Source organism: Leucobacter chromiireducens subsp. chromiireducens (genome assembly GCF_016758255.1).
GTDB classification, from domain to species: Bacteria; Actinomycetota; Actinomycetes; order Actinomycetales; family Microbacteriaceae; genus Leucobacter; species Leucobacter chromiireducens.
This window is the reverse complement of the sequence record NZ_QYAD01000001.1, coordinates 57817-81101: the sequence shown is the minus strand read 5'-3', so window position 1 is coordinate 81101 and position 23285 is coordinate 57817. Positions and strand designations below refer to the sequence as shown.

General features: G+C 66.9%; 16 protein-coding genes and 1 pseudogene. 15 read left to right on the top strand and 2 right to left on the bottom strand.

The annotated features are described in order from the left end of the window. The first annotated feature begins 50 nt into the window (after window positions 1-50). Window positions 51-395, top strand: coding sequence for a winged helix-turn-helix transcriptional regulator (locus D3226_RS00360; RefSeq protein ID WP_202380469.1), 345 nt, complete (start codon window positions 51-53; stop codon window positions 393-395). Between the two features lie 188 nt (window positions 396-583). Beyond that, window positions 584-1573: a cytochrome c oxidase assembly protein gene (locus D3226_RS00355; RefSeq protein ID WP_337248851.1), complete on the top strand. Its 990-nt coding sequence runs from the start codon at window positions 584-586 to the stop codon at window positions 1571-1573. On the opposite strand, the gene D3226_RS00350 is transcribed toward D3226_RS00355, so the two are convergent. Both D3226_RS00350 and D3226_RS15125 read right to left on the bottom strand, forming a co-directional pair. After that, window positions 1516-4791: an FtsK/SpoIIIE domain-containing protein gene (locus D3226_RS00350; protein WP_237462159.1), complete on the bottom strand. Its 3276-nt coding sequence runs from the start codon at window positions 4789-4791 to the stop codon at window positions 1516-1518. The genes D3226_RS00355 and D3226_RS00350 overlap by 58 nt on opposite strands. 699 nt (window positions 4792-5490) lie before the next feature. Further along, window positions 5491-5727 (bottom strand): annotated as a pseudogene (locus D3226_RS15125) (FHA domain-containing protein); the annotation flags it as partial. A 680-nt stretch (window positions 5728-6407) separates the two neighbouring features. Here D3226_RS15125 and D3226_RS00345 point away from each other — a divergent pair. From D3226_RS00345 to D3226_RS00285, 13 genes are all read left to right on the top strand, one after another. After that, the gene (locus D3226_RS00345) at window positions 6408-6704 is read left to right on the top strand and encodes a WXG100 family type VII secretion target (protein WP_202380467.1); all 297 of its coding nucleotides are present in this window, start codon (window positions 6408-6410) and stop codon (window positions 6702-6704) included. A 72-nt stretch (window positions 6705-6776) separates the two neighbouring features. Then, the gene (locus tag D3226_RS00340; RefSeq protein ID WP_202380466.1) at window positions 6777-7052 is read left to right on the top strand and encodes a hypothetical protein; all 276 of its coding nucleotides are present in this window, start codon (window positions 6777-6779) and stop codon (window positions 7050-7052) included. After that, entirely contained in the window at window positions 7052-8821 is a 1770-nt protein-coding gene (locus tag D3226_RS00335) for an alpha/beta hydrolase (RefSeq protein ID WP_237462267.1), read from the top strand. The genes D3226_RS00340 and D3226_RS00335 overlap by 1 nt, the downstream gene beginning before the upstream one ends. A 131-nt stretch (window positions 8822-8952) precedes the next feature. Beyond that, complete coding sequence (locus tag D3226_RS00330) at window positions 8953-9366, top strand: hypothetical protein (protein ID WP_202380464.1); 414 nt, start codon at window positions 8953-8955, stop codon at window positions 9364-9366. Between the two features lie 288 nt (window positions 9367-9654). Continuing rightward, window positions 9655-13965, top strand: a complete 4311-nt coding sequence (locus D3226_RS00325) for an SdrD B-like domain-containing protein (protein ID WP_202380463.1) — start codon at window positions 9655-9657, stop codon at window positions 13963-13965. Window positions 13966-14165: 200 nt separating this feature from the next. Beyond that, on the top strand, window positions 14166-14348 hold the full coding sequence (locus D3226_RS00320; protein WP_202380462.1) for a hypothetical protein: 183 nt from the start codon (window positions 14166-14168) through the stop codon (window positions 14346-14348). Then, window positions 14345-14434, top strand: coding sequence for a potassium-transporting ATPase subunit F (locus D3226_RS00315; protein WP_036058129.1), 90 nt, complete (start codon window positions 14345-14347; stop codon window positions 14432-14434). Before D3226_RS00320 ends, D3226_RS00315 begins: the two co-directional genes overlap by 4 nt. Further along, a complete protein-coding gene (kdpA, locus tag D3226_RS00310) occupies window positions 14434-16107 on the top strand; it encodes a potassium-transporting ATPase subunit KdpA (protein ID WP_202380461.1) in 1674 nt (557 codons plus the stop codon). Before D3226_RS00315 ends, kdpA begins: the two co-directional genes overlap by 1 nt. 3 nt (window positions 16108-16110) lie before the next feature. Then, window positions 16111-18288, top strand: a complete 2178-nt coding sequence (kdpB, locus tag D3226_RS00305) for a potassium-transporting ATPase subunit KdpB (protein ID WP_202380460.1) — start codon at window positions 16111-16113, stop codon at window positions 18286-18288. 27 nt (window positions 18289-18315) lie between these two features. Continuing rightward, entirely contained in the window at window positions 18316-18948 is a 633-nt protein-coding gene (gene kdpC / locus D3226_RS00300) for a potassium-transporting ATPase subunit KdpC (RefSeq protein WP_202380459.1), read from the top strand. Then, a complete protein-coding gene (locus D3226_RS00295) occupies window positions 18945-21437 on the top strand; it encodes a sensor histidine kinase (protein WP_202380458.1) in 2493 nt (830 codons plus the stop codon). The genes kdpC and D3226_RS00295 overlap by 4 nt, the downstream gene beginning before the upstream one ends. After that, window positions 21434-22138 (top strand): response regulator, encoded by a 705-nt coding sequence (locus D3226_RS00290; protein ID WP_202380457.1) that lies wholly within the window; start codon window positions 21434-21436, stop codon window positions 22136-22138. The genes D3226_RS00295 and D3226_RS00290 overlap by 4 nt, the downstream gene beginning before the upstream one ends. A 227-nt stretch (window positions 22139-22365) precedes the next feature. Next, the gene (locus D3226_RS00285) at window positions 22366-23250 is read left to right on the top strand and encodes an ABC transporter substrate-binding protein (protein WP_202380456.1); all 885 of its coding nucleotides are present in this window, start codon (window positions 22366-22368) and stop codon (window positions 23248-23250) included. Window positions 23251-23285 lie beyond the last annotated feature (35 nt).

The following is a 23285-nucleotide window of genomic DNA, read 5'->3' as shown; positions in this document are numbered from 1 at the left end:
CACACACTGCACGGGTTACATCAAGTGCACTAATGGAAGGCTGTGAAGATATGCAGGAGAACGATCTCCCGGAGTGCGGAGTAGCCCGGTTTCTGCTGCTGTTCGACGGCCCGTGGGCCACGCTCATCATTCGAGAGCTGATGCGCGGACCGCAGCGTTTCGGTGAGCTGCGCGATGCGCTCCCCGGAATCAGCGCGCACACGCTGACCAACCGACTTCGCCTGTTCGCGGCGCGCGGCATTGTGACGCGCACGGCCTACCCGGAGATCCCGCCGCGTGTGGTGTACGAGCTGACCCCGTTGGGGTGGCAGCTTCAACCCGTGCTCGATGCGATGAATGTGTGGGGGCAGGCAGCTCCGGTTGGAGCGTTTGTCGCCGAAGACACGCCAGCTTGACGGCAGTTCCAGTCCGGAGGTCCTGCGGCGCTGACGCCGTGACTCTCCGGTGGTGCGCAGCCCACGGCTGTTAGCGTAGGGAGAACGGAGCCCGGAGTATCGGCGCGTGTGCGAAGACCCGGGGGAGGGCTGCGTGTGCGCAGCTCACCCGGCGCTGCGTGACATCTCGACTGCTCTGGAGTGCCGCTGTGCTGACACCTCTTTCACTCGTTTCTGTTCTTCATGCCCAGTCCGGCGAGCTTGGTATCTCGGACCTTGTCGCGTTTTCGCCGGCGGAGGCGTCGCCGCTCGCCTGGTTGGCGGTGCCAACGCTGCTGGCGTATTGGGCTGGTGCGATCAGGCTGTGGCAGGTGGGACGCGGGTGGAGTCTGGGACGAACGCTGCTCTTCACCCTCGGATGTGTGCTCTGGTTTCTCGTGTGTGGCCTCTCGCTGAACGCGCACGCCAACGTGCTCGTGTCTGCGCTGCTGTTTCAGCAGATCACGCTCATGGTGGTGGTCCCACCCTTCCTGCTGATGGGCAGCCCGGGGCGCCTCCTGCTCAGCTCGGTTCCGCACGGTGGTCCTGGCCGCTGGATTTTACGCGCCGCATTGGGTGGCTACCGCTCGCGTGCGGCGCAGCTGCTCCTCCACCCGGCTGCGGCGATTGTCATCGCGCTGCTTGCGTTCCCTGGCTTCTACTTCAGCGATGGGGTGAGCGTGGTGATGGCTACTCCTGGGGGGCACACCCTCGCGCTCCTCGTGTTTCTGCTGGCCGGTGTCATCGCGGGTGCGCCCCTGTGGGCACTGGATCCGCTTCCGCGTACGCCGTCGTACGTGGTTCGGTTGGTTGATGTGGTCCTGGAGATTCAGATCCACGCGATTTTTGGGCTGATCTTGCTCCTCAGCACTCGGTCGCTCTTTGCCTGGTATGCGGAGGATCCGCCCGGTTGGGGCATGACTCGGGCGCTCGATCAGGCGATCGCGGGTGGGCTGATCTGGTCGTACGGAGAACTCCCGCTCTTGATTGTGTTGATCGTGACGCTGTCGAAGTGGCGCACTTCGGATGAGCGACGCGCTCGCCGCAGGCGGGCGGAGGAAGACGCGGAGCTCGACGAGTACAACGCTTATCTCGCGGCGCGCTACGGTACTCGGACGGAAAACGTTGAGACTGACGATTCGTCTGCTTCGCGGCTGTGAGCCGGAGCGGCGCGGGCAGGCGAAGCCAGGTCCGGCAATCCCACCTGTACGCCATGAGTGTCCGCGCCCCGCACGAGCACGCCGCGTCCTGGCGGAGTGTCCGCGCGGGTCATCCGGAGAAACGGGGCTGAAAATACGGAGGGCGTATCGTGTTCGTCCGGTCGAAGCGCGAGTGCCCAGCGCAGGCCGCGGAGTGGTGTGGCGAGTTCCCACACCGAACTCAGTGTTGCGTTCTCGCCCTCAACAATGGTGAGCAGTTCGCTGTGGCGGAGTCGCTGCAGCAGTGCACCGAGTTCGCGTTCAATCCCAGAGCCTGCGAACGCGCCGATGTCTTCGATCACGAGTACTCCTCGCTCCCCAGCGCCCGGCCACGACGCTGGGGAGGACAAATGCCGGTCTACTGGAAGGCCGTCGGGCCCCGGAGTGGAGAGCGCGGGTGCACGAGAGACCGGGACGCCCATCTCGGCATCCACCGCAGCGGTGAGCCGGGCGAGCAGGGTGCGTTGCGCTGCGGGCGTCAGCGCGGCGGTGTGCCAGGGGTGGGTTGTTGCGAGACCGCTGTTCCGATGCGGGGAGAGCAGCGCCGTGACGCCGTCGCTTCTGGCCTCCGACCTGGTCGCCGTCAATGCCTCGAGCAACGCGTGGATCGCTGTTGTGCGGCCGGACCCGGCCGGGCCACTCACGAGGGCAAGCCCCGCGTCCGGCGCGGAGATGCCACGGAACGTTGCGGTGTTCAGTGCGAAGGGAGCACCCTCGCCAGGGGCGGGCGGGAGTGCTGCCCGCTGCACTGTCCGGGGAATCTCCGGCACCAAGAACGCACTCGGGGCTTCTGTGGGCCGGACTCGGGCAGCGCGAGTGAAGCCTTCGACGGCGTTTTCGCTGCGCAGCCCAGGGAGCGCAAACTGGATCTCGGTGCCGTCCGTCACCCGAATGGCCCTGCCGGGTGGCGCGGAGTGCAGCGCGCCACGCGAGAGCCCCATCAGGTGCAGGTCGTCGGGGAGCGCGGGGCGCAGCGCAAGGCGCTCGGGGAAGCTGGCCTCTAGATCTGGGGGCAGGCCGCCAGCGCGTTCGGCGCTCAGGAGAAGATGCACTCCGGAGCTTCGTGCAGTTCGTGCGATGTTCATGAGGAGTGACAGCACGGTGCCCGGTGTGCGGGCGCGATCGTCGGCCTCGCGAAGGCGGGCGAAGCCATCGATGAGCAGGAGTACGGGGCCGGAGGTGGCGGCCTCTCGATGCCGTCGTTCGTCGCTCAGCGCGGCGAGCTTTTCGCAGAGTCTGGTGACTTGTTCGTGCGCGTCTGCCCGGGCAATGCTTCCCACCCCCGGGAGCCCGGCGATCGCGGTGAGTGTGCCATCCCCGCCATCAATGCCGTAGACAGTGGTGCCGGGGCGCGCCCGTATGGTCGCCGCGGCAATGGTGAGAAGCGCAGTCGTCTTCCCGCTCCCGGGCCCACCAAACACGGCCACGTTTCCAGACTCGGGAAGCCGGATCGAGAAAGCCGCGTGACGCTGCTGGTCCGGCTCATCGCGCACACCGACGACGAGCCGGGGCCAGGCAAGACTGGCGGTGAGCTGCGCTGCTTCATCGAGCGAGTAGCTCGGCGCGAGTGGTTCCACCCAGGGGCGCCGCGGGGCCGCGCACTGTTCAAGGTGGGCCGCGCGCGTGATCGTCGCGATGAGGCGGGTGGAGTCACGCGGCCCACTCTGGGGTGGGGCTGGGGCGTCTGCGCTCGGCGAGCTGGGCGACGACTCGGGCCACAGCGGCGCGATCACAACCCGCCCCCGCGTGCCGGCGGCCGGTGGAACGCCGGTGGTCGCGGACTGGAACGGGTGGACCGATCCCGCACCGAGCACCCACGCCGCTCGACCGGGAAGCCTGGGCGAAAACGTTGCGGCCGAACTATCACCCAGGAGGTCGCGGCTGTCCGCGTCGTCTGCGGTGCGGAGTGAGACGCGGAGGTTTGCGTTGGCTCGGAGGTCGTCCGAGATCGCGCCAGCCGGGCGTTGGGTTGCCAGGATGAGATGGATCCCGAGCGAGCGTCCTCGCTGAGCGAGGTCTGTAACACCGGCGAGAAACTCCGGGGCGTCCTGGCGGAGCGCTGCGAACTCGTCGATCACGACGAGCAGGCGGGGCGGTGCTTTGGGGTTGGAGTTACGTTCCATCGTGTCGAGGTCGGGCGCTCCGGCGTTCGCGAGTGCGCGTTCTCGTGAACGAATCTCTGCGCGGAGTGAAATAAGAACTCGCTCAGCGAGGTGTGGGTCGAGGTCCGTGGCAAGGCCAACGCTGTGCGGCAGCGACGCGCAATCGAGGAACGATGCTCCGCCTTTGTAATCAATAAAGAGGAACGTCAGTCGATCCGGTGCCACGTGTGCTGCAAGAGACAGGATCCAGCTCACGAGGAACTCGGACTTCCCTGACCCTGTGGTGCCGCCGATCAGCGCGTGGGGGCCGTCCCCGACCAGGTCGAGCGAGACCGGTCCTGCCACGTCGCGTCCGACAGGCACCGTGAGTGAGGTAGAGGAGCGTGTCGACCCACGTTGCCAGGTGCGGCTCACGCTGTCGCGGAGACGCCAGTTCGCAGCAACCGAGTGGGCGCTTTCCAAGAGATCCGGGGGGAGGAGACTCGCGAGAGACACCCGGCTCGGAAGAGCGTGCTCGGAGCCCATCGGGTGGGCGCCAGCGTCGACGACGGAAGCGAGTGACCGCGCAAACCGCTCGGCGTCGTGTGCGGCGAGTGATTCCACCGAATCGAGGTTGACGGAGTTCTCGTCCGAGATGCGGTGCAGTGAGCTCTTGACCGCGCCAAGCTCGAGCACGGTTGAGCAGTTCGCGGGAACCTCGGTGAGCGCAGCGGCGCACCACACCACGTGCACACCGACAGCCGAGCCCGAATCAGCAAGCGCGACCAGGCGGCGTCGGTCCACCAGACCCGTGTGGGCGACGATGACCAAGACTGCAGGGCGCTTGGCTGCGGTGGTGGTGCGTGAGTCTGCGGTGTGCCACAGCTGCGTGAGGTCTTCAAGCGCGGTGATCAGGGCCGCCGCGCTCGCCGCAGTGGCGCTGAGATGCGACACGGTGAGTGGACTCTGCGGTGAGTCGACGTGAGGGAGCCACGCGACCCAGCCAGAAGCGTCTTGGCGCTCGGGTGAGAAGAACCCTGCGACGATCAGATTGGCGGGGGAATACTGCGTGCAGAGCTGTGCGAGCGCAGAGTTCAATACTGCAGCCCTGAGTGGAAGCGACCCCACGATCGCGAATGCGCCGGCGCATTTCAGCTCGGCAGAGACTGGGGCATTGTGGAGCTCCTCCGCGCGGTGCTGGAGAGCGACAAGTGCGTTCTGCCCAGCCGCATCGGGCTGGTCAGCACTGCGGTGTGCCGTTGTGCGGACCGCGCTGGGAGAGGTCCCGCGGCCAATCCTGAAAGTCAGAGGATGGGCCGCCTCCGCGTTGCCGCCCCACAGACGTGGTCCTCGACGCATCGCGTCGTCGAGTAACTGCGCTGTCGCCGGGTGTTGCTCCTCCCGCGCACGTCGTTCTCGCTGGTGCGCCTCCGCCACCATCTGCTCCGCTTTTGCAACCTCGGCTTCGAATTCTCGGTGTGCGCGCCGGTGTGCGCGCTGCGCGACGAGGACGGCGCCGAGCCATGCCGCGAGTGCAACAGCGGGCGATGCTCCCAGCATCATCAGGCTGAGGGGCGAACGCGCAGAAAGGAACCACACCGTGGCCATGAGCAAGGGCGCAGCGACGGCGAGCGCGGGGAATCGCGTCGTGGCTCGCTGAGGCGGGAGTCGGGGGAGGCGAATTGTGGACGGGGTGAAATGCGGAACGACGCGGACAGGCGGGAGGTGCGCATACGTATTTGTGAGGCGGGGAGCTTGCTCGGGCGGAGCTGAGGCGACCACGCGGACCGGGAGCGCCCCGAGTCGCACCACGCCTGGCAAGGGAAGCCGCAGCGCATCGGCGCTGTCGGCCGTGCTCGTGTCTGTCACGCGGAGATCAGAAAGGAACATCTCGCCGCGCCGCACGCGCAGGAGGCCGTGTCGGCGGGACACGCTGGGATGCGTCAGCTGAATGTCACAGCTCGGATCGCGCCCTATGACATGCTCGCCCAGTCGGAGCGAGAAAACGTGACCCCGCTGTGGCCCAGCAAGCACGATGAGCTGCCCGGCAGGTGGAGGCAGAACGTTGCGCCGAGGGTGTGGGGTGACCACCTCGAGACATGCGCCTGACTGAATACCTGACTCGTCGAGCCGTGACTCGGGCGCGCAGACCCGGGGTGCGCGGCCGGGAAGTGTGACGCGAAGACTCAGCGGGTCTCGAGGGCTGCGAGCGTCGTCACGTGCGCTAGGGCTCAGCACGGACCGGTCATCGAGTCTGCCTGACAGCTGGCGAGTTGGTGACGGGCTGGAGACGTGATGGGCAAGCGCCAACGCGAGATCGCATACGGGGGTCGCCGGATCAGCGGTCACTCTGAGATCGCGGGTGGCTGTGCGCTCTCCTGCGTGAGGCACCCGCAGCCGGACGCGGAGTTCCAAGGAGCCCGCCTTTCGTTCGGTAGCTCTGTGGTCGGAGCGTGCGGATGCTCGACCATAGCTGCGCAGCGCACTGACGGCGCAAGAGCTCCGTCGCAACTGTGGGGGCCGACGGTCGCGCGGGCGATGTGAGCGACTCGTCACCTATTGCCAACGTCCAAGGGAGCGCTTGGACACCTGGGACGTGAGTTATCCACAGAAACCATGCGACGGTCCTGTGTCGCGTCGCGGCTGCGTACAGTTGCCGCACGGCTCGCCCTCGGCACCCGCCTCAGGGGCCCAACGCACGTGAGGAGACACGCATGGCAAACATCACGGTCAGCTATGAGGAGATGAACCAGGCCGCAGCTGAATTGCGTGCCGGGCATGCGGAAATTGCACGACTGCTGGCGCACATGAAAGCGCGGATTGATCAACTGCTCAGCGCTGGGTTTGTGACGGACCAGGCGTCAGGAAAGTTTCACGAAGCCTATCTGCGCTTCACTTCGGCGGCGAACGTCATCAACGACGAACTACAGGAGATGGGGTTCTTCCTATCTGCAACCGCGCAGGTTCTTCATGACGCCGACGCTCAAATTGCTGCTCGTATCCAGTATTGAAGTTCGTCGGCGGGAACTGACAGGGCTGTGTCCTGCATCCCGCAATCGTGAAGGAACAGACGGAGGACTCGTATGGAGGTCGACTACGGTGCACTGAACGGGCTGGCGCGCGGGCTGCGCGCCGCGGCAAGCATCATCGTTGCGGAGGGCGGGGTGGTCCCGGCGTTCGAATCGGGGAGCTTGCGGGTCGAGAGGGAGGCCCACGATGCGACTGCGGAACGTGCTCGTGTGGTCACTCACCTCGCACAGCTGGCTCGGGACCAGGCTCAGCTCTGCGAGGAGATGGTGCAGAGCTTTCAACTACTCGATGCGCAGGTCGCGTGGGTGACCAAGAGGTTCGAGCCGTGATGAGCAACGAGCTCGCCTTGAGCGGCCGCCCGGGCGCTACGCATGGCGTAGGCGCGAGACTGCAGGGGCGGGCAGTCGGAGGCGAGGTTGCGCGCTGCCTCAGCGGGGTAGCTCTCGGGCTGACACGGCGAGCCGGTGCGGCGGTGTCTGTCCGTCGTTTGCAGCAGGTGGTGCAAGCGACTGCGGGTATCGCGCTTGCCGTCCAGCAGGTTGATGGTGAGTGGGGCGCAGCGGTCCGTATTTATGGGTGCCGAATCGATGAAATACGCGAGGCAGCGGTACGGCAGCTCGAGGCGCGTCGCCCGTTCACCGCGGTGGGCCCGGCCTCTCCGGCGCGAATGGCGCTGGACCAGCTCAACCATGAGCGCTCGGCCATGGACGAAGGAGCGGTGGCAGATGCGGACGCTGCATGCAGTCAGTATGCGGCTGTGGGTGGGAAGCTCCCCCGGGTACAACTCAGCGGCCCGACCGCCACGACGTGGAGTAGGCCGGCGAGGCCTGCCTCCGGTTCACTCGCGCTCAAGACTCAGGCCGAGCAACTCGCGGCTGCCCGAGACCCCAAGGTGATTGCGCGCAGGTGGCGCGAGCTCTCAGGCCATCAACGCGGGCGGTTGATCGAACAACAGCCGTTGTTGATCGGCAACTTAGAAGGAATCCCCCTGCGCGACCGCGACCGGGCAAACCGTGTGCGCATGCGCGAACACCGAGCAGAACTCGCCCAGCATCTGGAAATGCTCCAGTGGCTGTCTCGAGGTGAGCCAGGTGCTGGGGTAGGCGAGCGTGAACAGAAGCAATTGATCGCTGAGATTCACGGCATGAACGTGATTCTCGGCGAGGTCGTCCCAAGCGCCGAGACCGCGAGAAATCGACGTATAACGCTGGTGGCATTTGATCCGGTGCGGGACAGCATCGTCACCTACCACGGCGCGCTTGATCCGGTGTCGGGCGACATCGCGTCGTCGGTGCGCCGGATCGGGGTAGTGATTCCGGGAACGAATGCCACGCTTGGGAACTACACCAACGAACTACGACGTGTGCGAGATCTTGCGGAGGGTTCGAGCCGAGGAGCGGCATACTTTGTCTGGCGGGGATCGCCGATGCCGGAATTCACTTCCCATGGATCTCTTGTCGAGCCAGCGTCGCGGGGTTTTGCGGAAGTTGGGAGCCCTCGACTTGCCACGTTTGTGAATGCCCTGCCGCTTCCCCCGGGCGCCGAGCTCACTCCAATCGCTCATAGCTATGGGGCTGTGGTGTTGGGCGGGGCAGAACAGCGGGGGCTTCGGGCAGACCGCGTGGTCTACGTTGCGCCAGCGGGTCTCGGCCGGGGCGTGCGTGGGCTCGGTGACTTCCCCGCGACGGGACAGCGGCCACACTTCGTGCTGCAGACGCGAAACGACGGCATCGTCGGCTGGAACCAGGGGAACCCAGTCGCGGCAGGCCTCGGCCTTGGCCACGGCCGCCTCCACCCCTTGCGTACAGCGGGGATCACTCGGTTGGAGACGGGCTACCTTGTGGACGGTGATCCCAGTTCAGGCCTGCTTGAAACTCAAGGACCAGTGGCCGCGCACTCGAATCCATTCACTGCCGGGAGCACCGCGATGCGTAATCTGGTCGCGGTAGTCGAGGGGCGGGAAGTGAACCGCTTCGAGGAAGTTGATCCCGGGTGGGAACGGGCGATGGATCGCGCTCCTGGGGGCCAGCGGTGGGCCCGAGTGCCGGTGTTGTCCGGGGAACTCGTGTCATCGCGTAGCGGGGGAGTAACACCGTGACGCTCGTCCGTGCCTGGCGGCGGGCAATGCTGTGCGGGCTATTAGTGGGGGCGTTCGTTGGGGCGCCAGCCTGTGCGGGAATAGAAGACCGTCGGGCCGAGCGCGCTCGTGAACAAGCTGAGGAGCTCAGCGTGCTTGCCCGGCAAGCCGAACAGTGGGGTGAGGACCTGTTGAGTCAGGTCCCGGGGGAACCAATCGCCGATGAATTGGATCCCGCGAGTGGGCCCCGTCTGAGCAACGACCTGGGTGGGCCGTCCACCGAGTACTACGTCTGGACGCGGCATCTCGATCTTGCCGCCGACAGCGAGCTGCTCGCGAGAGATTTGGCCGAGCAACTCGCGCCGTGGCTTGAACAGGAGGGCTGGGAACAAATTCGCCAGGGGGTGTACCCCGTGGAGCCGGACCGCGTGAGGCGAGACTACGCACGCGAGAAGTATCACCTCGTGGTTGAAGCGCGGAGCGAGCCGGGGCCCGTGCGCGAGATCCTCGCGCTGCTCATCGTGACACCCGCCACGGTGGGGCTGCGGGAAGATCCGCTCTGGTAGAACCAACGAGGCGAGAAGCCAGGGCAAGTTATATCCGACCGTATGAAATGGGGCGCATAGGTTGTCCGGGCGAGTTGCGTACGTTCCGCAGTGTGGAAGTCAGACAACTTTGGGGTCTCGCGTGCTAGGCTCGCGTGGGGCAATTGGGCCCGTGTGGCAGTAAATGGAAGTGCGATGGGGATCGCGCGGACACAGCTCGGGGGATCGAGCTGCACTTCACACACATCACAGGGGTATTCGGTGCGCCTGCCCATTTTGGTGCGCCGAAACACAATTTTTGGGGGATATATGCCGACGGCATATCCGGGCGCTATTGACGCGCCCAAACGAGGCTGGCGAGGGCTGTCAGCCCTGCTCGCAGGCCTCCTGACCGCGTTGCTCGTGGTCACAGGCGTGAATGCGGCGCCCGCGATGGCCGCACCATCTGGAACGGTGGACGTGCAGTTCCCGACCGGTTCCGGCAACTGGAACGGGACGCCCGTCTTCGAAGAAGGCCAGTCCTACCTGATGCGCGTAAAGTACGACAACTCGAAGGTGCCCGGTGGGCACGAGGCTGTCATCGTGGTGCCCAAGGGCTTCTCGATCGGCAGCATCCCCGCTGAGAACAAGGCGGTCGAGTCGTTCACGCTGGAGAACGGCGAACTGCGTATCAAGTTCAAGGACCCCATTACGATCACGCAGGGCGTGATCGACGTGAACTTCACCGTGGACACGCTCACCGAGTCCACCGAGAAGGAGATCAGCTGGGGTGTCAAAGGCCAGGAGCAGACGACGACGATCGTCGTCAAGCAAGGCGGCGACAACTTCACGAACGTAACCCCGGCCACTTCGAAGAGCGCAACCGGGTCCACGCTGCCGCAGGTGCAGATCGTCGACGGCCAGGTCGTGCTCGGTGACGAGTTCCTGGACGCGACCATCAGCTACCGGATCACTGTCGACAGCGGCGCCGCGCGCACCGTCTCGATCGCGGATCAGCTTGGCGAGAACCTCACCTTCGTTCCTGGATCCTTCGGGCTCCAGAAGACGGTATGGGATGCGAAGGGCATGAACGAGACCGGCCCTACCGCCGAGACCGTCGGGCAGTTCACGGGCACCGGCTTCTCCTTCGACCTCGACGCAGACGCGAACTCGAAGTACGTGCTCACCTACCAGGCGAAGATCGCGGATGCGCAGGCGCTCGCAAAGCTCCGCACGAAGCTGCAGGCCGAGTACGAGGCCGTGCAGGCCAAGGAGGGCGCCTTCTATGGCATTACCCTCGGCAACTCAGCGACTGTCGCAGGCGAGACCCACGCCACGACCACCTGGCTCGGCGGCTACACCCCGGTCGACCCGAAGCCGAACGTGGGCTCCGCCTTCACCAAGAAGAGCACGCTGGGCTCGACCCGTGTCGAACTCGAGACTGACGGCGTGACGCTCGTCGAGCCGAAGGATGTGACCTACACGCTGAAGGCCGACCTCCGCGAGTTCAACGCCTTCGCGGGTGGCAAGTACGCCCTCACCAGCAACGTCGTCATCACGGATATCCTCCCGGCGCAGCTGCGCTGGCTCGGGTCCGAGGCGGACTTCCTGAGCCCGGCGTTCGAGCAGGTCACCGGGGTGAGCGCAGCTGACTTCGGCGGCGACGCGTACGTCGGCAAGTACCAGCTCGATGGCCAGACCCTGCGGATCAACGTCGGCAAGGACACCACGCAGAAGTCCGAGATCAAGGTACGCGCGCAGCTCGTCTCCGTCGCGGGTCTCACGAAGGTCGCCAACTCGTCGAACCAGTACGCGGAGATCGAGTTCTCGAAGATCACGAACCGCGCCACCTTCGCCTACGGCGATGGCCTCACGAAGGACGCGGAGACGAGCCACACCCCCTTCACTCCGAAGGATCCGGGCAGCGTCATCGACGACGGCAACCGCTTCGACAAGCGGGCCGAGCGCAACGTGATCGAGCTTGAGAAGGGCAAGGACGTCGCGCAGGTGCCCTTCACGTTCACCGTGGGCAAGGGTCTCGGCGACGCGGCGAAGTCGCGAGTGGTCGACGTGATCGATCACACGGCGCTCAACGTCACCGAGGACACGCTCGCGGACATCGCGCAGACCCTCACCGGGCGGAGCGACAGCGGCGTGAAGCTCGACGGCACGATGTTCGATCTGTCGCTGAACGCCGACGAGCACCTCGTGTTCCAGCCGAATGCGGCCTTCCCGGCTGAGATCGGCAAGGACGGCTACCACTTTACGGTGACGATCCCGACGCACAAGATCACGGGCAACACCGCGCTCGTGGTGAAGAATTCGGCCTCCTACTCGGGCGACGACATCGAGTACGAGTACACCTCGACCACGCAGTCGAAGGCCGGCGTCGCGGGCAGCGAGATCCAGATCACGAAGACCGTCTACGACCCCAAGCGCGACGGCTATACGACGAACCTCCGCGCGGAGGTAGACGAGGACACCAAGGAGCTCATCCAGGACGAGTTCGTCTACCGGGTGCAGCTGCTCCCCACGATGAGCTTCACCGAGCTCCTCTACGACGTGCGCGATCAGCTTGACTCGAAGCTCGAGTTCCTCGGCTTCGTCGAGAAGTCCGACATCCAGAACGGTACGGCGACGCCGGCCGACAGCTACACGATTCCAGGCACGCAGATCGTCGTGACTTACAACGCCGCGGGGAACACGCTCAACATCGTCTCAGGCCAGCCGGTTCCCGGCGGCGAGAAGATCGAGCTCTTCTTCAAGGTGAAGGTCAAGGACTACACCTACGGCGAGGGCGTCGAGAACGTTATCGGCTCCTCCAAGGTGACGATCACGCCGACGAACGAGTTCCCGCTCGACATCTCAAAGCTCGACGCGATCGTTCCCGAGGGCCCCGCGATCACCGATCGCGACGCGCGCTTCGAGCTGCGCAACGCCGCGGGCGACGTGGTGCTCAGCGACCTCTACGTCGTGGGCGGCAAGCTCCGACTGGCGGGCCCGAACGGCGCGGACCTCGTGCCGACCGTGAAGGCTGCCGGGACCTACACGATCCACGAGCTGCGCGCCCCCGCCGGGTACGTGCGTAACAACGAGCCCGTGGAGCTTGTCGTCGACAGCGAGGGCAACTCGCCGGAGACGAAGTTCTTCAACACCCCGATGAGTGCGGTCAAGAAGGTGTCGGTGGGCGACTACGTCTGGCTCGACGTCGACCGCGACGGCATCCAGGGGTCCAGCTCGGACGAGCGGCCGATTGAGGGAGTGAAGCTCGTGCTCAATGGTCCCGACGGGAAGCCCGTCACGGACATTAACGGTGATCCTGTCGCTCCGGTGTGGACCGACGCGAAGGGCTTCTATGAGTTCACCCTGCTTCCTGCGCTCAGCGCCGGGCAGACGTACACCGTGAAGATTGATCGCGACGACGAGCGTACGAAGGAGGCTCTGAAGGGTCTCACACCGACGGAAGAGCACGCGGGCACCGACCGCGAGCAGGATTCTTCCTCGTGGACCGCCGTGTCGCGTGATGACCTCGTCAACGACGGCGACCGAGATCCCTCGCTTGACTTCGGCTTCTTTGCGAAGCAGGTGTCGGTAGGTGACTACGTGTGGCTCGACGTTGATCGCGATGGCATTCAGGGCACCAGCCCAGACGAGAAGCCGATTGAGGGCGTGAAGCTCGTGTTGGTTGGGCCCGACGGGAACCCCGTTGTGGACATCGACGGCAACGAGGTTGCTCCGGTGTGGACCGACGATAAGGGCTTCTACGAGTTCACGAACCTTCCCGCGCTTGAGGCTGGCGAGAAGTACACCGTGAAGATCGACCGCGAGGACGATCGCACCAAGGAAGCGCTGAAGGGCCTCACGCCCACGAAGCCCGGCCAGGGTGACGACCGTCTGAAGGATTCCTCTTCGTGGGAGGCCGAGTCCGGTGACCTCGTCAATGATGGTGACCACGATCCCTCGCTCGACTTCGGCTTCCAGGTGAAGTCGTACGCAGTCGGCGATGTGGTCTGGATCGACACGAACAAGGATGGCCTCCAGGACGACACCGAGTACACGCTCGCTGGCGTGAAGGTCCGCCTGTTCGAAGAGGTCGTCAACGAGAATGGCGAGATCGAGGCAGTGCTGGTCGGCGAGACCACCACGAACAAGCAGGGACTCTACGTCTTCGACGAGCTTCCCGCGGGCAAGTACCGCGTGCAGTTCGAGCTGACCCCGGCTCAGGCCAAGATCTACAAGTTCACGAAGTACGCAGCGGGCAAGACGGCGCTTGACTCGAACGCCGGTGAGAACGGTTTCAGCGAGTGGTTCATCCTGGATGACACCAATGCAGACCTGACCACTGACTACGAGTACAGCGACTACGTTGGCGGTATCAAGGCCACGCAGGGCATCGACCCGACGTGGGATGCTGGCGTCATCGTGCTGAACACGCCGACCCCGGGCCCCGGCCCGGAGCCCGTGGACCCGACGGAGCCCGGAACCCCTGAGCACCCGAAGGGCGGCACCACCATCGGTGGTCTGGCCAACACGGGTGGCATGGAACTCTGGGGCTACTTCGCCGGTGGTGCTGCGCTGCTGCTCCTCGGAGCTGGCGCACTGCTGCTGAGCGGCCGTCGCCGCGAGGCACGCCACAGCTAGTTCTGTGAGCATCGAACATACGCTGTTCGAGCTGTGCTGAACGAGGGGCTCGTACCGAAAGGTGCGGGCCCCTCGTTCGTATTACGAACGCTGCGGAGCATCCGCGCTCTGCGGGGAGTCTCAGGGCCTTGAGTGTGAGGAAAGCGTAAGGATTTGGGCCTGAATCGTGCCCCGCCGTACGGATCCCGTGAGGGTCCGATGTGCGCGCTGCCGCCCCGTGGTGCACTGGCTGCGGCGCCCCGTTCGGGGGCCCTGCAGGGCGCACTCGCCCCGCGGTAGTTCTTCGATCGGAGCTCCTCGTGCTCGACGTCGTCTACATTCTCGGCGCGCTCGTCCTCTTCGCGATCGTCGCGGTGGTCGGGAAGGCGGTGGCGAAGCTGTGATCGTGTTCGAAGCTCTTGCCGCGGCCCTCGGCCTTGCGGCAATCGTGTTCCTTGTCATCGCCCTCGTGAAGCCGGAGCGCTTCTGATGGCGTGGCTCGCATTCCTTGCCGCTCTCGCGGCCGTTGTCCTCGTGCTCGTCGTCACACACCGTCCACTGGGCGACTACATGGCGCACGTCTACACCACTCGGAAAGACTGGGCGGTAGAGCGCGGCATCTTCCGCGTGATCGGCGTTGACCCGCGCGCCGGACAGTCGTGGCAGGCCTACCTGCGCGCGGTGCTCGCCTTCTCGCTGCTGGGCGTGCTGTTCCTCTACCTCTTGCAGCGCACCCAGCAGGTGCTGCCCTACTCGCTCGGGCTTCCGCCCGTGCCCGAGGGAATCGCATTCAACACCGCAATCTCCTTCGTGGCAAACACCAACTGGCAAGCCTACTCGCCGGAAGTGACGGTGGGCTACACGGTGCAGCTTGCGGGCCTGGCGGTGCAGAACTTCGTTTCCGCCGCGACCGGCATGGCCGTGGCGATTGCCCTTGTGCGGGGATTCGCAGCCCGTCGCTCGGGCACGATCGGCAACTTCTGGGTGGACCTCATTCGCGGCACTCTCCGGATCCTGCTCCCCATCTCGCTGCTGGGAGCCGTGGTGCTCATGGCGGGCGGGGTGATCCAGAACTTCGCGGGTTTCACCGAGGTGACAACGCTCTCGGGTGCGACGCAGCAGATCCCGGGCGGCCCGGTCGCATCTCAGGAGGTGATCAAGCTGCTCGGCACGAACGGCGGCGGCTTCTTCAACGCGAACTCCTCGCACCCGTTTGAGAACCCGACGGCGTGGACGAACGTGGTGCAGGTGATCCTGATCCTGCTCATCCCGTTCGCGCTGCCACGCACCCTCGGCACGATGGTGGGGGATCGTCGCCAGGGTCGAGCGGTCGCCGCGGTCATGGCGCTGCTCGCGCTCATCTCCACGACCGCGCTCACGGCGCTCGAGCTCGCCGGCCGCGGCGCAGCACCTCTGCTCGCGGGCGGCGCACTCGAGGGCAAAGAACTGCGGTTCGGGATCGTGGGGTCGACGCTCTTCGGCTCGGCCTCAACGCTCACCTCGACTGGTGCGGTCAACTCGATGCACGACTCGTTCACGGCGCTCGGCGGCATGGTGCCGATGCTCAACATGATGCTCGGCGAGATCGCTCCGGGCGGCGTCGGGTCTGGCCTCTACGGCATGCTCGTGATCGCGATCATCGCGGTGTTCCTCGCCGGCCTGCTGGTGGGACGCACTCCCGAATACCTCGGCAAGAAGATCGGCCCGCGCGAGATGAAGCTTGCCAGCCTCACGATCCTGGTCATGCCGCTCCTCGTGCTCACGGGGGTGGCGCTCAGCTTCGCGCTTCCCGGGGTGCGCGAGAGCGTGATCGGCGAGTCGATCGCGAACCCCGGCGTGCACGGTCTGTCCGAGGTGATCTACGCCTTCACCTCCGGTGCGAACAACAACGGTTCGGCATTCGCGGGCCTCACCGCGAGCACGCCGTGGTTCACCGCCGCGATTGGCGTGGCGATGCTGCTCGGTCGCTTCCTGCCGATCGCGCTCGTGCTGGCGCTCGCCGGTGCGCTTGCGGCGCAGGATCCGGTTCCCGAGACCGCGGGCACGCTGCAGACTCACCGCCCGCTCTTCATCGGGCTCATGGCCGGCACTGCGGTGCTCGTCACGGCCCTCGTGTTCTTCCCAATTCTCACGCTGGGTCCCCTAGCGGAAGGGCTGATGTAAGCCATGTCCACCCTCACTCACACTCCCGCGGAGGCCGCCGCGCAGGCGGCCGAGCACGCGGCGGCGACGAAGGCTGCGCGCGCCACGAAGACGCTCACTTGGGCGCAGGTGCGCCATGCGCTCCCCGGGGCCGTGCGCAAGCTGCACCCGCGAGCGCAGTGGCGTAACCCTGTGATGCTCATCGTCTGGGTGGGCGCCGTGCTCACCACGGCGCTCGCGCTTGCTGAGCCGTTCCTCGGCGGGCCGCAGGACTCGGGCGGCGCGACCGTGCCCGTGTCGTTCACCGCGATCATCGCTGGCTGGCTGTGGCTCACGGTGCTCTTCGCGAACCTCGCCGAGTCGATCGCGGAGGGCCGCGGCAAAGCGCAGGCCGACTCGCTGCGGCAGACCCGCACGAGCACGCTCGCGCACCGCGTCGCGCACTACGACGCCGCGGGAGACCCCGCGGCCGAGCGCGCGGAGCTCGTCGACATCTCCTCGGCGGAGCTCACGCTCGGCGACGTCGTGGTGGTCTCGGCGGGCGAAGCGATCCCGGGCGATGGCGACATCGTGTGGGGCATCGCCTCGGTCGACGAATCGGCCATCACGGGCGAGTCCGCGCCGGTGGTGCGCGAGTCGGGCGGTGACCGCTCGGCGGTGACGGGCGGCACGCGCGTGCTCTCCGACCGCATCGTGGTGCGCATCACCTCCCGGCCCGGCGAGACCTTTGTTGATCGAATGATCGCGCTTGTGGAGGGCGCTGCCCGGCAGCGCACCCCCAACGAGGTTGCGCTGAACATCCTGCTCGCGGCACTGTCGATCGTGTTCGTGACGGTCGCACTGACCCTCGGCCCCATCGCCTCCTACGCGGCGGCTCCGGTCAGCATCACGGTGCTCGTGGCACTGCTCGTGTGCCTCATTCCCACGACGATTGGCGCGCTGCTCTCCGCGATCGGCATTGCGGGCATGGATCGCCTGGTGCAGCGCAACGTGCTCGCGATGTCGGGTCGTGCGGTCGAAGCGGCGGGCGACGTGACGACGCTGCTGCTCGACAAGACCGGTACGATCACCTATGGCAATCGGCGCGCGAGCGCGTTCGTGCGCATGGGTGGTGTCACCGAACAGGAGTTCGTGCGGGCGGCGGCGAGCTCCTCGCTCGCGGATCCCACTCCTGAGGGCACCTCGATCGTTGATCTCGCGCGGCTGCAGGGAGTCGAAGCAGTGCAGGATCCGGCCGCGCAGATCGTGCCGTTCACCGCGCAGACGCGCATGTCGGGGCTCGACCTGCCCGATGGTTCGCAGCTGCGCAAGGGCGCGGGCTCGGCGGTGATCGCCTGGCTCGAGGCCGACGGTGCGGCGCTCCACGCGGGAGTGGGTGCGGAGATGCGCGCGGTGGTCGAGCGCATCTCGGAGTCGGGCGGCACGCCGCTCGTCGTCGCGGAGAAGTCGGCAACGGGAGTGCCGCGCATCCTCGGCGTGATCCACCTGAAGGACGTGGTGAAGGAGGGGCTCACCGAGCGCTTCCGCGAGCTGCGGGCGATGGGCATTCGCACGGTCATGGTGACGGGCGACAACCCGCTCACCGCCGCCGCGATCGCGAAGGAGGCCGGGGTCGACGACTTCCTCGCCGAGGCAACCCCGGAGGACAAGCTCGAGTACATTCGCCGCGAGCAGGAGGGCGGCAGGCTCGTCGCGATGACGGGCGACGGCACGAACGATGCGCCCGCACTCGCGCAGGCCGATGTCGGCGTCGCGATGAACACGGGCACCTCCGCCGCGAAGGAGGCCGGCAACATGGTCGACCTCGACTCGGATCCCACGAAGCTCATCGACATTGTGGCGATCGGCAAGCAACTGCTCATCACGCGCGGCGCCCTCACCACGTTCTCGATCGCCAACGACATCGCGAAGTACTTCGCGATCATCCCTGCACTCTTCATGGGGGTGTTCCCCGGGCTGTCGGTGCTGAACATCATGGGCCTGCACTCACCGGCGTCTGCCGTGCTGTCCGCCGTGATCTTCAACGCCGTGGTGATCGTGTTCCTCGTGCCGCTTGCCCTGCGCGGCGTGCGCTACCGGCCGGCGAGCGCGGCGCAACTCCTCGCTCGCAACCTCGCCATCTACGGGCTGGGCGGCATCGTGACGCCGTTCATCGGCATCTGGCTCATCGACCTTGCCGTCCGGCTGATCCCGGGCTTCTAACCCTCACACAAGAGAAAGAACAGCATCATGACTGCAGGATCCCGCACCACGGGACAGACGCTCTGGGTCGCGGCGCGCACCCTCCTGGTGTGCACGCTCGCGCTCGGGGTGGGGTACACCGCCCTTGTCACGGGCATCGGGCAGCTCGCGCTCCCGGCGCAGGCGAACGGCTCGCTGCTCGCGGGCCCAGGCGGGGCGGGCGCCGAGGCGCCGGTCGGCTCGGCGTTGATCGGCCAGTCGTTCGTCGACGCGGAGGGGGAGCCGCTGCCGCAGTACTTCCAGCCGCGACCGTCTGCCGCGGGCGACGGCTACGACGGCGCGGCGTCGGGCGCAAGCAACCTCGGGCCGGAGAACCCGGATCTCGTGGCGGCGGTGGCCGAGCGGCGGGCCGCGATTGCCGCGCGCGACGGGGTGCCCGAGGACGCGATCCCGGTCGATGCGCTCACCGCATCGAGCTCAGGCCTCGACCCGCACATCAGCCCGGAGTATGCGGCGCTGCAAGCGGAGCGCGTCGCCGCGGCGCGTGCGATCCCGCTCGAAGAAGTACGCGCCCTCGTCGCGCAGTTCACGGAGGCGCCAGATCTTGGTGTCCTCGGTTCCCCGCGCGTCAATGTGTTGCGGATTAATCTGGAGCTCGACGAACGAGAGGCTGCGGCATGACGACACGGGGGCGACTGCGGGTGCTGCTCGGGGCCGCCCCCGGCGTGGGCAAGACCTACGCGATGCTCGAGGAGGGCCGGCACCTGCAGAGCGCGGGCACCGATGTGGTGATTGGGATCGTGGAGACCCACGGCCGTGCCGCGACCGCCGCGATGACGGCGGGCCTGCCCGCGGTGCCACGCCGCGCTGTGGCGCACCGGGGAGTGGCGCTCGAGGAAATGGACCTCGATGCAGTGCTGTCGCGCCGACCGCAGCTCGCGCTGGTTGACGAGCTCGCGCACACGAACGCGCCGGGGTCGCGCAACGAGAAGCGGTGGCAGGACGTTGCCGAGCTGCTCGAAGCCGGCATCGATGTGCTCTCCACCCTCAACATTCAGCACATCGCTTCACTGAACGATGTGGTGGAGCAGATCACCGGGGTGCCGCAGCGTGAGACGGTGCCGGATCGCTTCCTCCGCGACGCGGATCAGATCGAGGTAATCGATCTCGCCCCGCAGGCGCTGCGCGATCGGCTCGCCGGCGGGGTGGTGTACCCGGCTGAGCGCATCGACGCCGCGCTCTCCAACTACTTCCGGCTGGGCAATCTCACGGCGCTTCGCGAGCTTGCGCTGCTGTGGCTCGCCGACGAGGTGGACCAGGCGCTCACCAGCTATCGCAGCGCGCACGGCATCGACCGCACCTGGGAGGCGCGCGAGCGTGTGGTGGTCGCGCTCACGGGCGGACCCGAGGGCGAGACCCTGTTGCGCCGCGGCGCGCGCATCGCGGCGCGGGCCTCCGGCGGCGCGCTCGTCGCCGTGCACGCGACGAGCCCAGACGGTTTGCGCGCGGGTAACCCTGCCGCTCTCGCCCAGCAGCGCGCGCTGACCGAACAGCTCGGTGGCTCGTACCATCAGGTGCTCGGCTCGGACGTGCCAACCGCGCTCGTCGAGTTCGCCCGCTCGCAGAACGCGACGCAGCTCGTGCTCGGAGCGAGTCGGCGCGGCCGCCTCGCGACGGCGCTCACGGGGCCCGGGATCGGCGCGACGGTGATCCGCGAGTCTGGCGACATTGATGTGCACATCGTCAACCACGCAGGAGCCGGTGGCACGCGCGCGCTGCCCCGCCTGGGCGGTGGGCTCACGGTGCGGCGGCGGCTCGCCGGCTTCCTGCTCGCGCTCATCGCGGGTCCGCTGCTCACGTGGCTGCTCTTCACCATGCGCAGCCCCGAGTCGATCACGGGAGATGTGCTGAGCTATCAGCTGCTCGTGGTCATCGTTGCGCTCGTGGGTGGCCTGTGGCCGGCGCTCTTTGCGGCCGTGCTCTCGGGGATCACGCTCGACTTTCTCTTCATCGCGCCGCTGTACACGGTGACGATCACGGATCCGATGCACGTGATTGCCTTGCTGTTGTACACGACCATTGCGGCGCTCGTGAGCTTCGTGGTGGATCGCGCGGCCCGCGCCGCCCGGGTGGCGCGACGCGCTGCGGCTGAGTCCGAGCTGATCCAAACCGTGGCCGGGAGCGTGCTCCGCGGCGACAGCGCGGTCGAGGCACTCGTGGACCGTGCGCGCGAGGCGTTTGCGCTGCGCGGGGTGCGGCTCGTGGAGGACGGCGAGACGGTTGCCGAGTCGGGCGTGCACGACGGGGAGGTGACGAGCCGGCTGCCCGTGGGCGAGCGCGGCGAGCTGCTGCTCTTCGGCGGAGACCTGCCCGCGTCTGAGCAGCGGCTGCTCGCGGTGATCACCGCCCAGCTCGCCGCCGCGCTCGAGCATCAGCATCTCGCGGACACGGCGAGCGAGATCGCGCCCATCGCGGCGTCGGACCGGGTGCGCGGCGCACTGCTGTCCGCCCTCAGCCATGACCTGCGGCGCCCGCTCGCCGCAGCGACCGCGGCGGTTGGGGGCTTGCGTACCACCGGACCTTCCCTCGGCGCGGACGATCGCCGCGCACTCCTCGACACGGCGGACGAGAGCCTCACCGCACTGACCGCGCTCGTGACCGATCTGCTCGACGTGAGCCGCCTGCAAGCCGACGCGCTCACCATCGACACTGCGCCGCTCGACCCCGCGGATGTCGTGGGCCCCGCGCTCGACGAGCTGGGCCTCGGCCCCGCAGAGGTGGAGCTCGCGCTTGAACATGGCGAGCAGCAGGCGAGCGCGGATCCCGTGCTGCTGCAGCGAGTGCTCGCCAACCTCCTCGCGAACGCCACGCGCTTCGCGCCGCCCGGCAGCCCCGTCCGTATCGCGACGAGCACGTTCGCAGATCGCGTCGAGGTGCGCGTGATCGACCACGGGCCCGGGATCCCGGCCGCCCGCCGCGACGAGGTGTTCGTGCCCTTCCAGCGGCTGGGAGATACCGACAACGGCACCGGCCTCGGCCTGGGCCTCGCGCTCTCCAAGGGCTTCGTCGAGGCGATGGGTGGCACACTGGAGCCCGAGGATACCCCGGGCGGGGGCCTCACGATGGTCGTCTCGCTCGCGGCGGCCTCCGGGACGAAGGGACGGCCGTGAAGATTCTCATCGCCGACGATGATCCGCAGCTGCTCCGAGCGCTGCGCATCACGCTCACGGCGCAGGGCTACGAGATTCTCACCGCGGTCGACGGCGCGTCGGCGATCAGTACCGCGATCGCTGAGCGCCCCGAGCTGCTCATCCTCGATCTCGGGATGCCGAACCTCGATGGGGTCGAGGTGATCCACGCGGTGCGCGGTTGGTCACAGGCTCCGATCCTCGTGGTGTCCGGGCGCGCGGGCACCGCGGACAAGGTGGACGCCCTTGACGCGGGCGCCGACGACTACCTCACGAAGCCGTTTTCGGTGGAGGAGCTGCTGGCTCGCGTGCGCGCGCTCACGCGCCGCCTGCCGCAACAGGAGGAGACGGCGCCTCCCGCGCTCGTGGTGACGCTCGGCGAGATCACGGTGGACCTTGCCGCGCGCAGCGTCGTGGACGCGACGGGAGGCGGGCGACGGCAGATCCGTCTCACGCCCACCGAGTGGCAGGTGCTCGAACTGCTCCTGCGCAACCCGGGGAAGCTCGTCACGCGGCAGACGCTCCTCACCCACATCTGGGGGAGCGAACACGTGACCGACACCGGGTACCTGCGGCTCTACATTTCGCAGCTGCGGAAGAAGCTTGAGCGGGATGCGAGCGTCCCGCGTTTCCTCATCACGGAGCCCGGCATGGGGTACCGGCTGGAGCTCGACGCGCGCTAAGCCGAGGGCGTCATCAGAATGTTATCCGCCCGCGCGTACCCGAGCGGGCCGGAGATTCGCGCCATTCCGGTCAATCTTGCCCCGGATCAAGCCCCAGTATGGAGCCGGGTAGAGACTCTGTAGTTGAGTGGCGTCCCACGCGCAGTACACTCGGAGCGACATGACGCAACGAAGCGACGTCCACTCCCGGCACCGGGATTGCGCGATGCTTCACATTGGAGAGATCAATGAAGATTCGATACGCGCTCCCCGCGCTCGCCGCAGCCGCGCTGCTCACCCTCACCGGGTGCGTGACGAACGAGGAGGGCCCGAAGCACGAGTCCACCGACACCTCGAAGATCAGTGTCGATGAGAAGGCCGCGGCGCTCGTCCCCGCCGACATCAAGGACACCGGCAAGCTCGTACTCGGCACCGACGGATCGTACCCGCCCAACGAGTACAAGAACTCCTCCGGCGAGATCGTCGGCTGGGGCGTCGACCTTGCCAACGCAGTCTCCGCCCGCCTGGGCCTCGAGCCCGTGTGGGAGGAAGCAAGCTTCGACACGATCATCCCGAGCATTCAGGGCGGCAAGATGAACATGGGCTCGTCGTCCTTCACGGACAACGCCGAGCGCCAGAAGACCGTCGACTTCGTCAACTTCTACGAGGCCGGCGTGCTGTGGGCCGCACCCATCGGCTCCGACATCGACCCGAACAACGCATGCGGGCTGAAGGTCGCCGTGCAGTCGGGCACCTTCGAGCACACCGACGAGCTCCCGGCGAAGTCGGCCGAGTGCGAGGCCGCGGGCAAGCCCAAGATTGACATCATGCCCTTCGAAGGCCAGGCTGAGGCAACGAACGCCGTCGTGCTGGGCCAGGCTGAGGCGTTCAGCGCTGATTCGCCCGTGACCCTCGACGCGATCGCAGCGCAGAGCGACAAGATTGCGGCGGCCGGCGAGACGTTCGACGTCGCACCTTACGGCTACGCGCTTCCCAAGGACACCGACCTCACGAAGGCCGTCCAGCTTGCGCTCCAGTCGCTTATGGACGACGGCACGTACCTCGAGATCCTCACGAAGGCGGGCGTTGAAGACGGGGCAATCGAGAAGGCAACGATCAACGCCGGCTCCTGATCCCGATCAACAGTCGTATCCGAACCCACAGTGAA

What these genes read in the sequence shown, in the direction of transcription:
- D3226_RS00295 (WP_202380458.1), top strand. Translation starts at nt 18,945, where the DNA reads ATGACGACACGGGGGCGACTGCGGGTGCTGCTCGGGGCCGCCCCCGGC.
- kdpB (WP_202380460.1), top strand. Translation starts at nt 16,111, where the DNA reads ATGTCCACCCTCACTCACACTCCCGCGGAGGCCGCCGCGCAGGCGGCC.
- kdpC (WP_202380459.1), top strand. Translation starts at nt 18,316, where the DNA reads ATGACTGCAGGATCCCGCACCACGGGACAGACGCTCTGGGTCGCGGCG.
- D3226_RS00335 (WP_237462267.1), top strand. Translation starts at nt 7,052, where the DNA reads ATGAGCAACGAGCTCGCCTTGAGCGGCCGCCCGGGCGCTACGCATGGC.
- kdpA (WP_202380461.1), top strand. Translation starts at nt 14,434, where the DNA reads ATGGCGTGGCTCGCATTCCTTGCCGCTCTCGCGGCCGTTGTCCTCGTG.
- D3226_RS00360 (WP_202380469.1), top strand. Translation starts at nt 51, where the DNA reads ATGCAGGAGAACGATCTCCCGGAGTGCGGAGTAGCCCGGTTTCTGCTG.
- D3226_RS00340 (WP_202380466.1), top strand. Translation starts at nt 6,777, where the DNA reads ATGGAGGTCGACTACGGTGCACTGAACGGGCTGGCGCGCGGGCTGCGC.
- D3226_RS00285 (WP_202380456.1), top strand. Translation starts at nt 22,366, where the DNA reads ATGAAGATTCGATACGCGCTCCCCGCGCTCGCCGCAGCCGCGCTGCTC.
- D3226_RS00325 (WP_202380463.1), top strand. Translation starts at nt 9,655, where the DNA reads ATGCCGACGGCATATCCGGGCGCTATTGACGCGCCCAAACGAGGCTGG.
- D3226_RS00345 (WP_202380467.1), top strand. Translation starts at nt 6,408, where the DNA reads ATGGCAAACATCACGGTCAGCTATGAGGAGATGAACCAGGCCGCAGCT.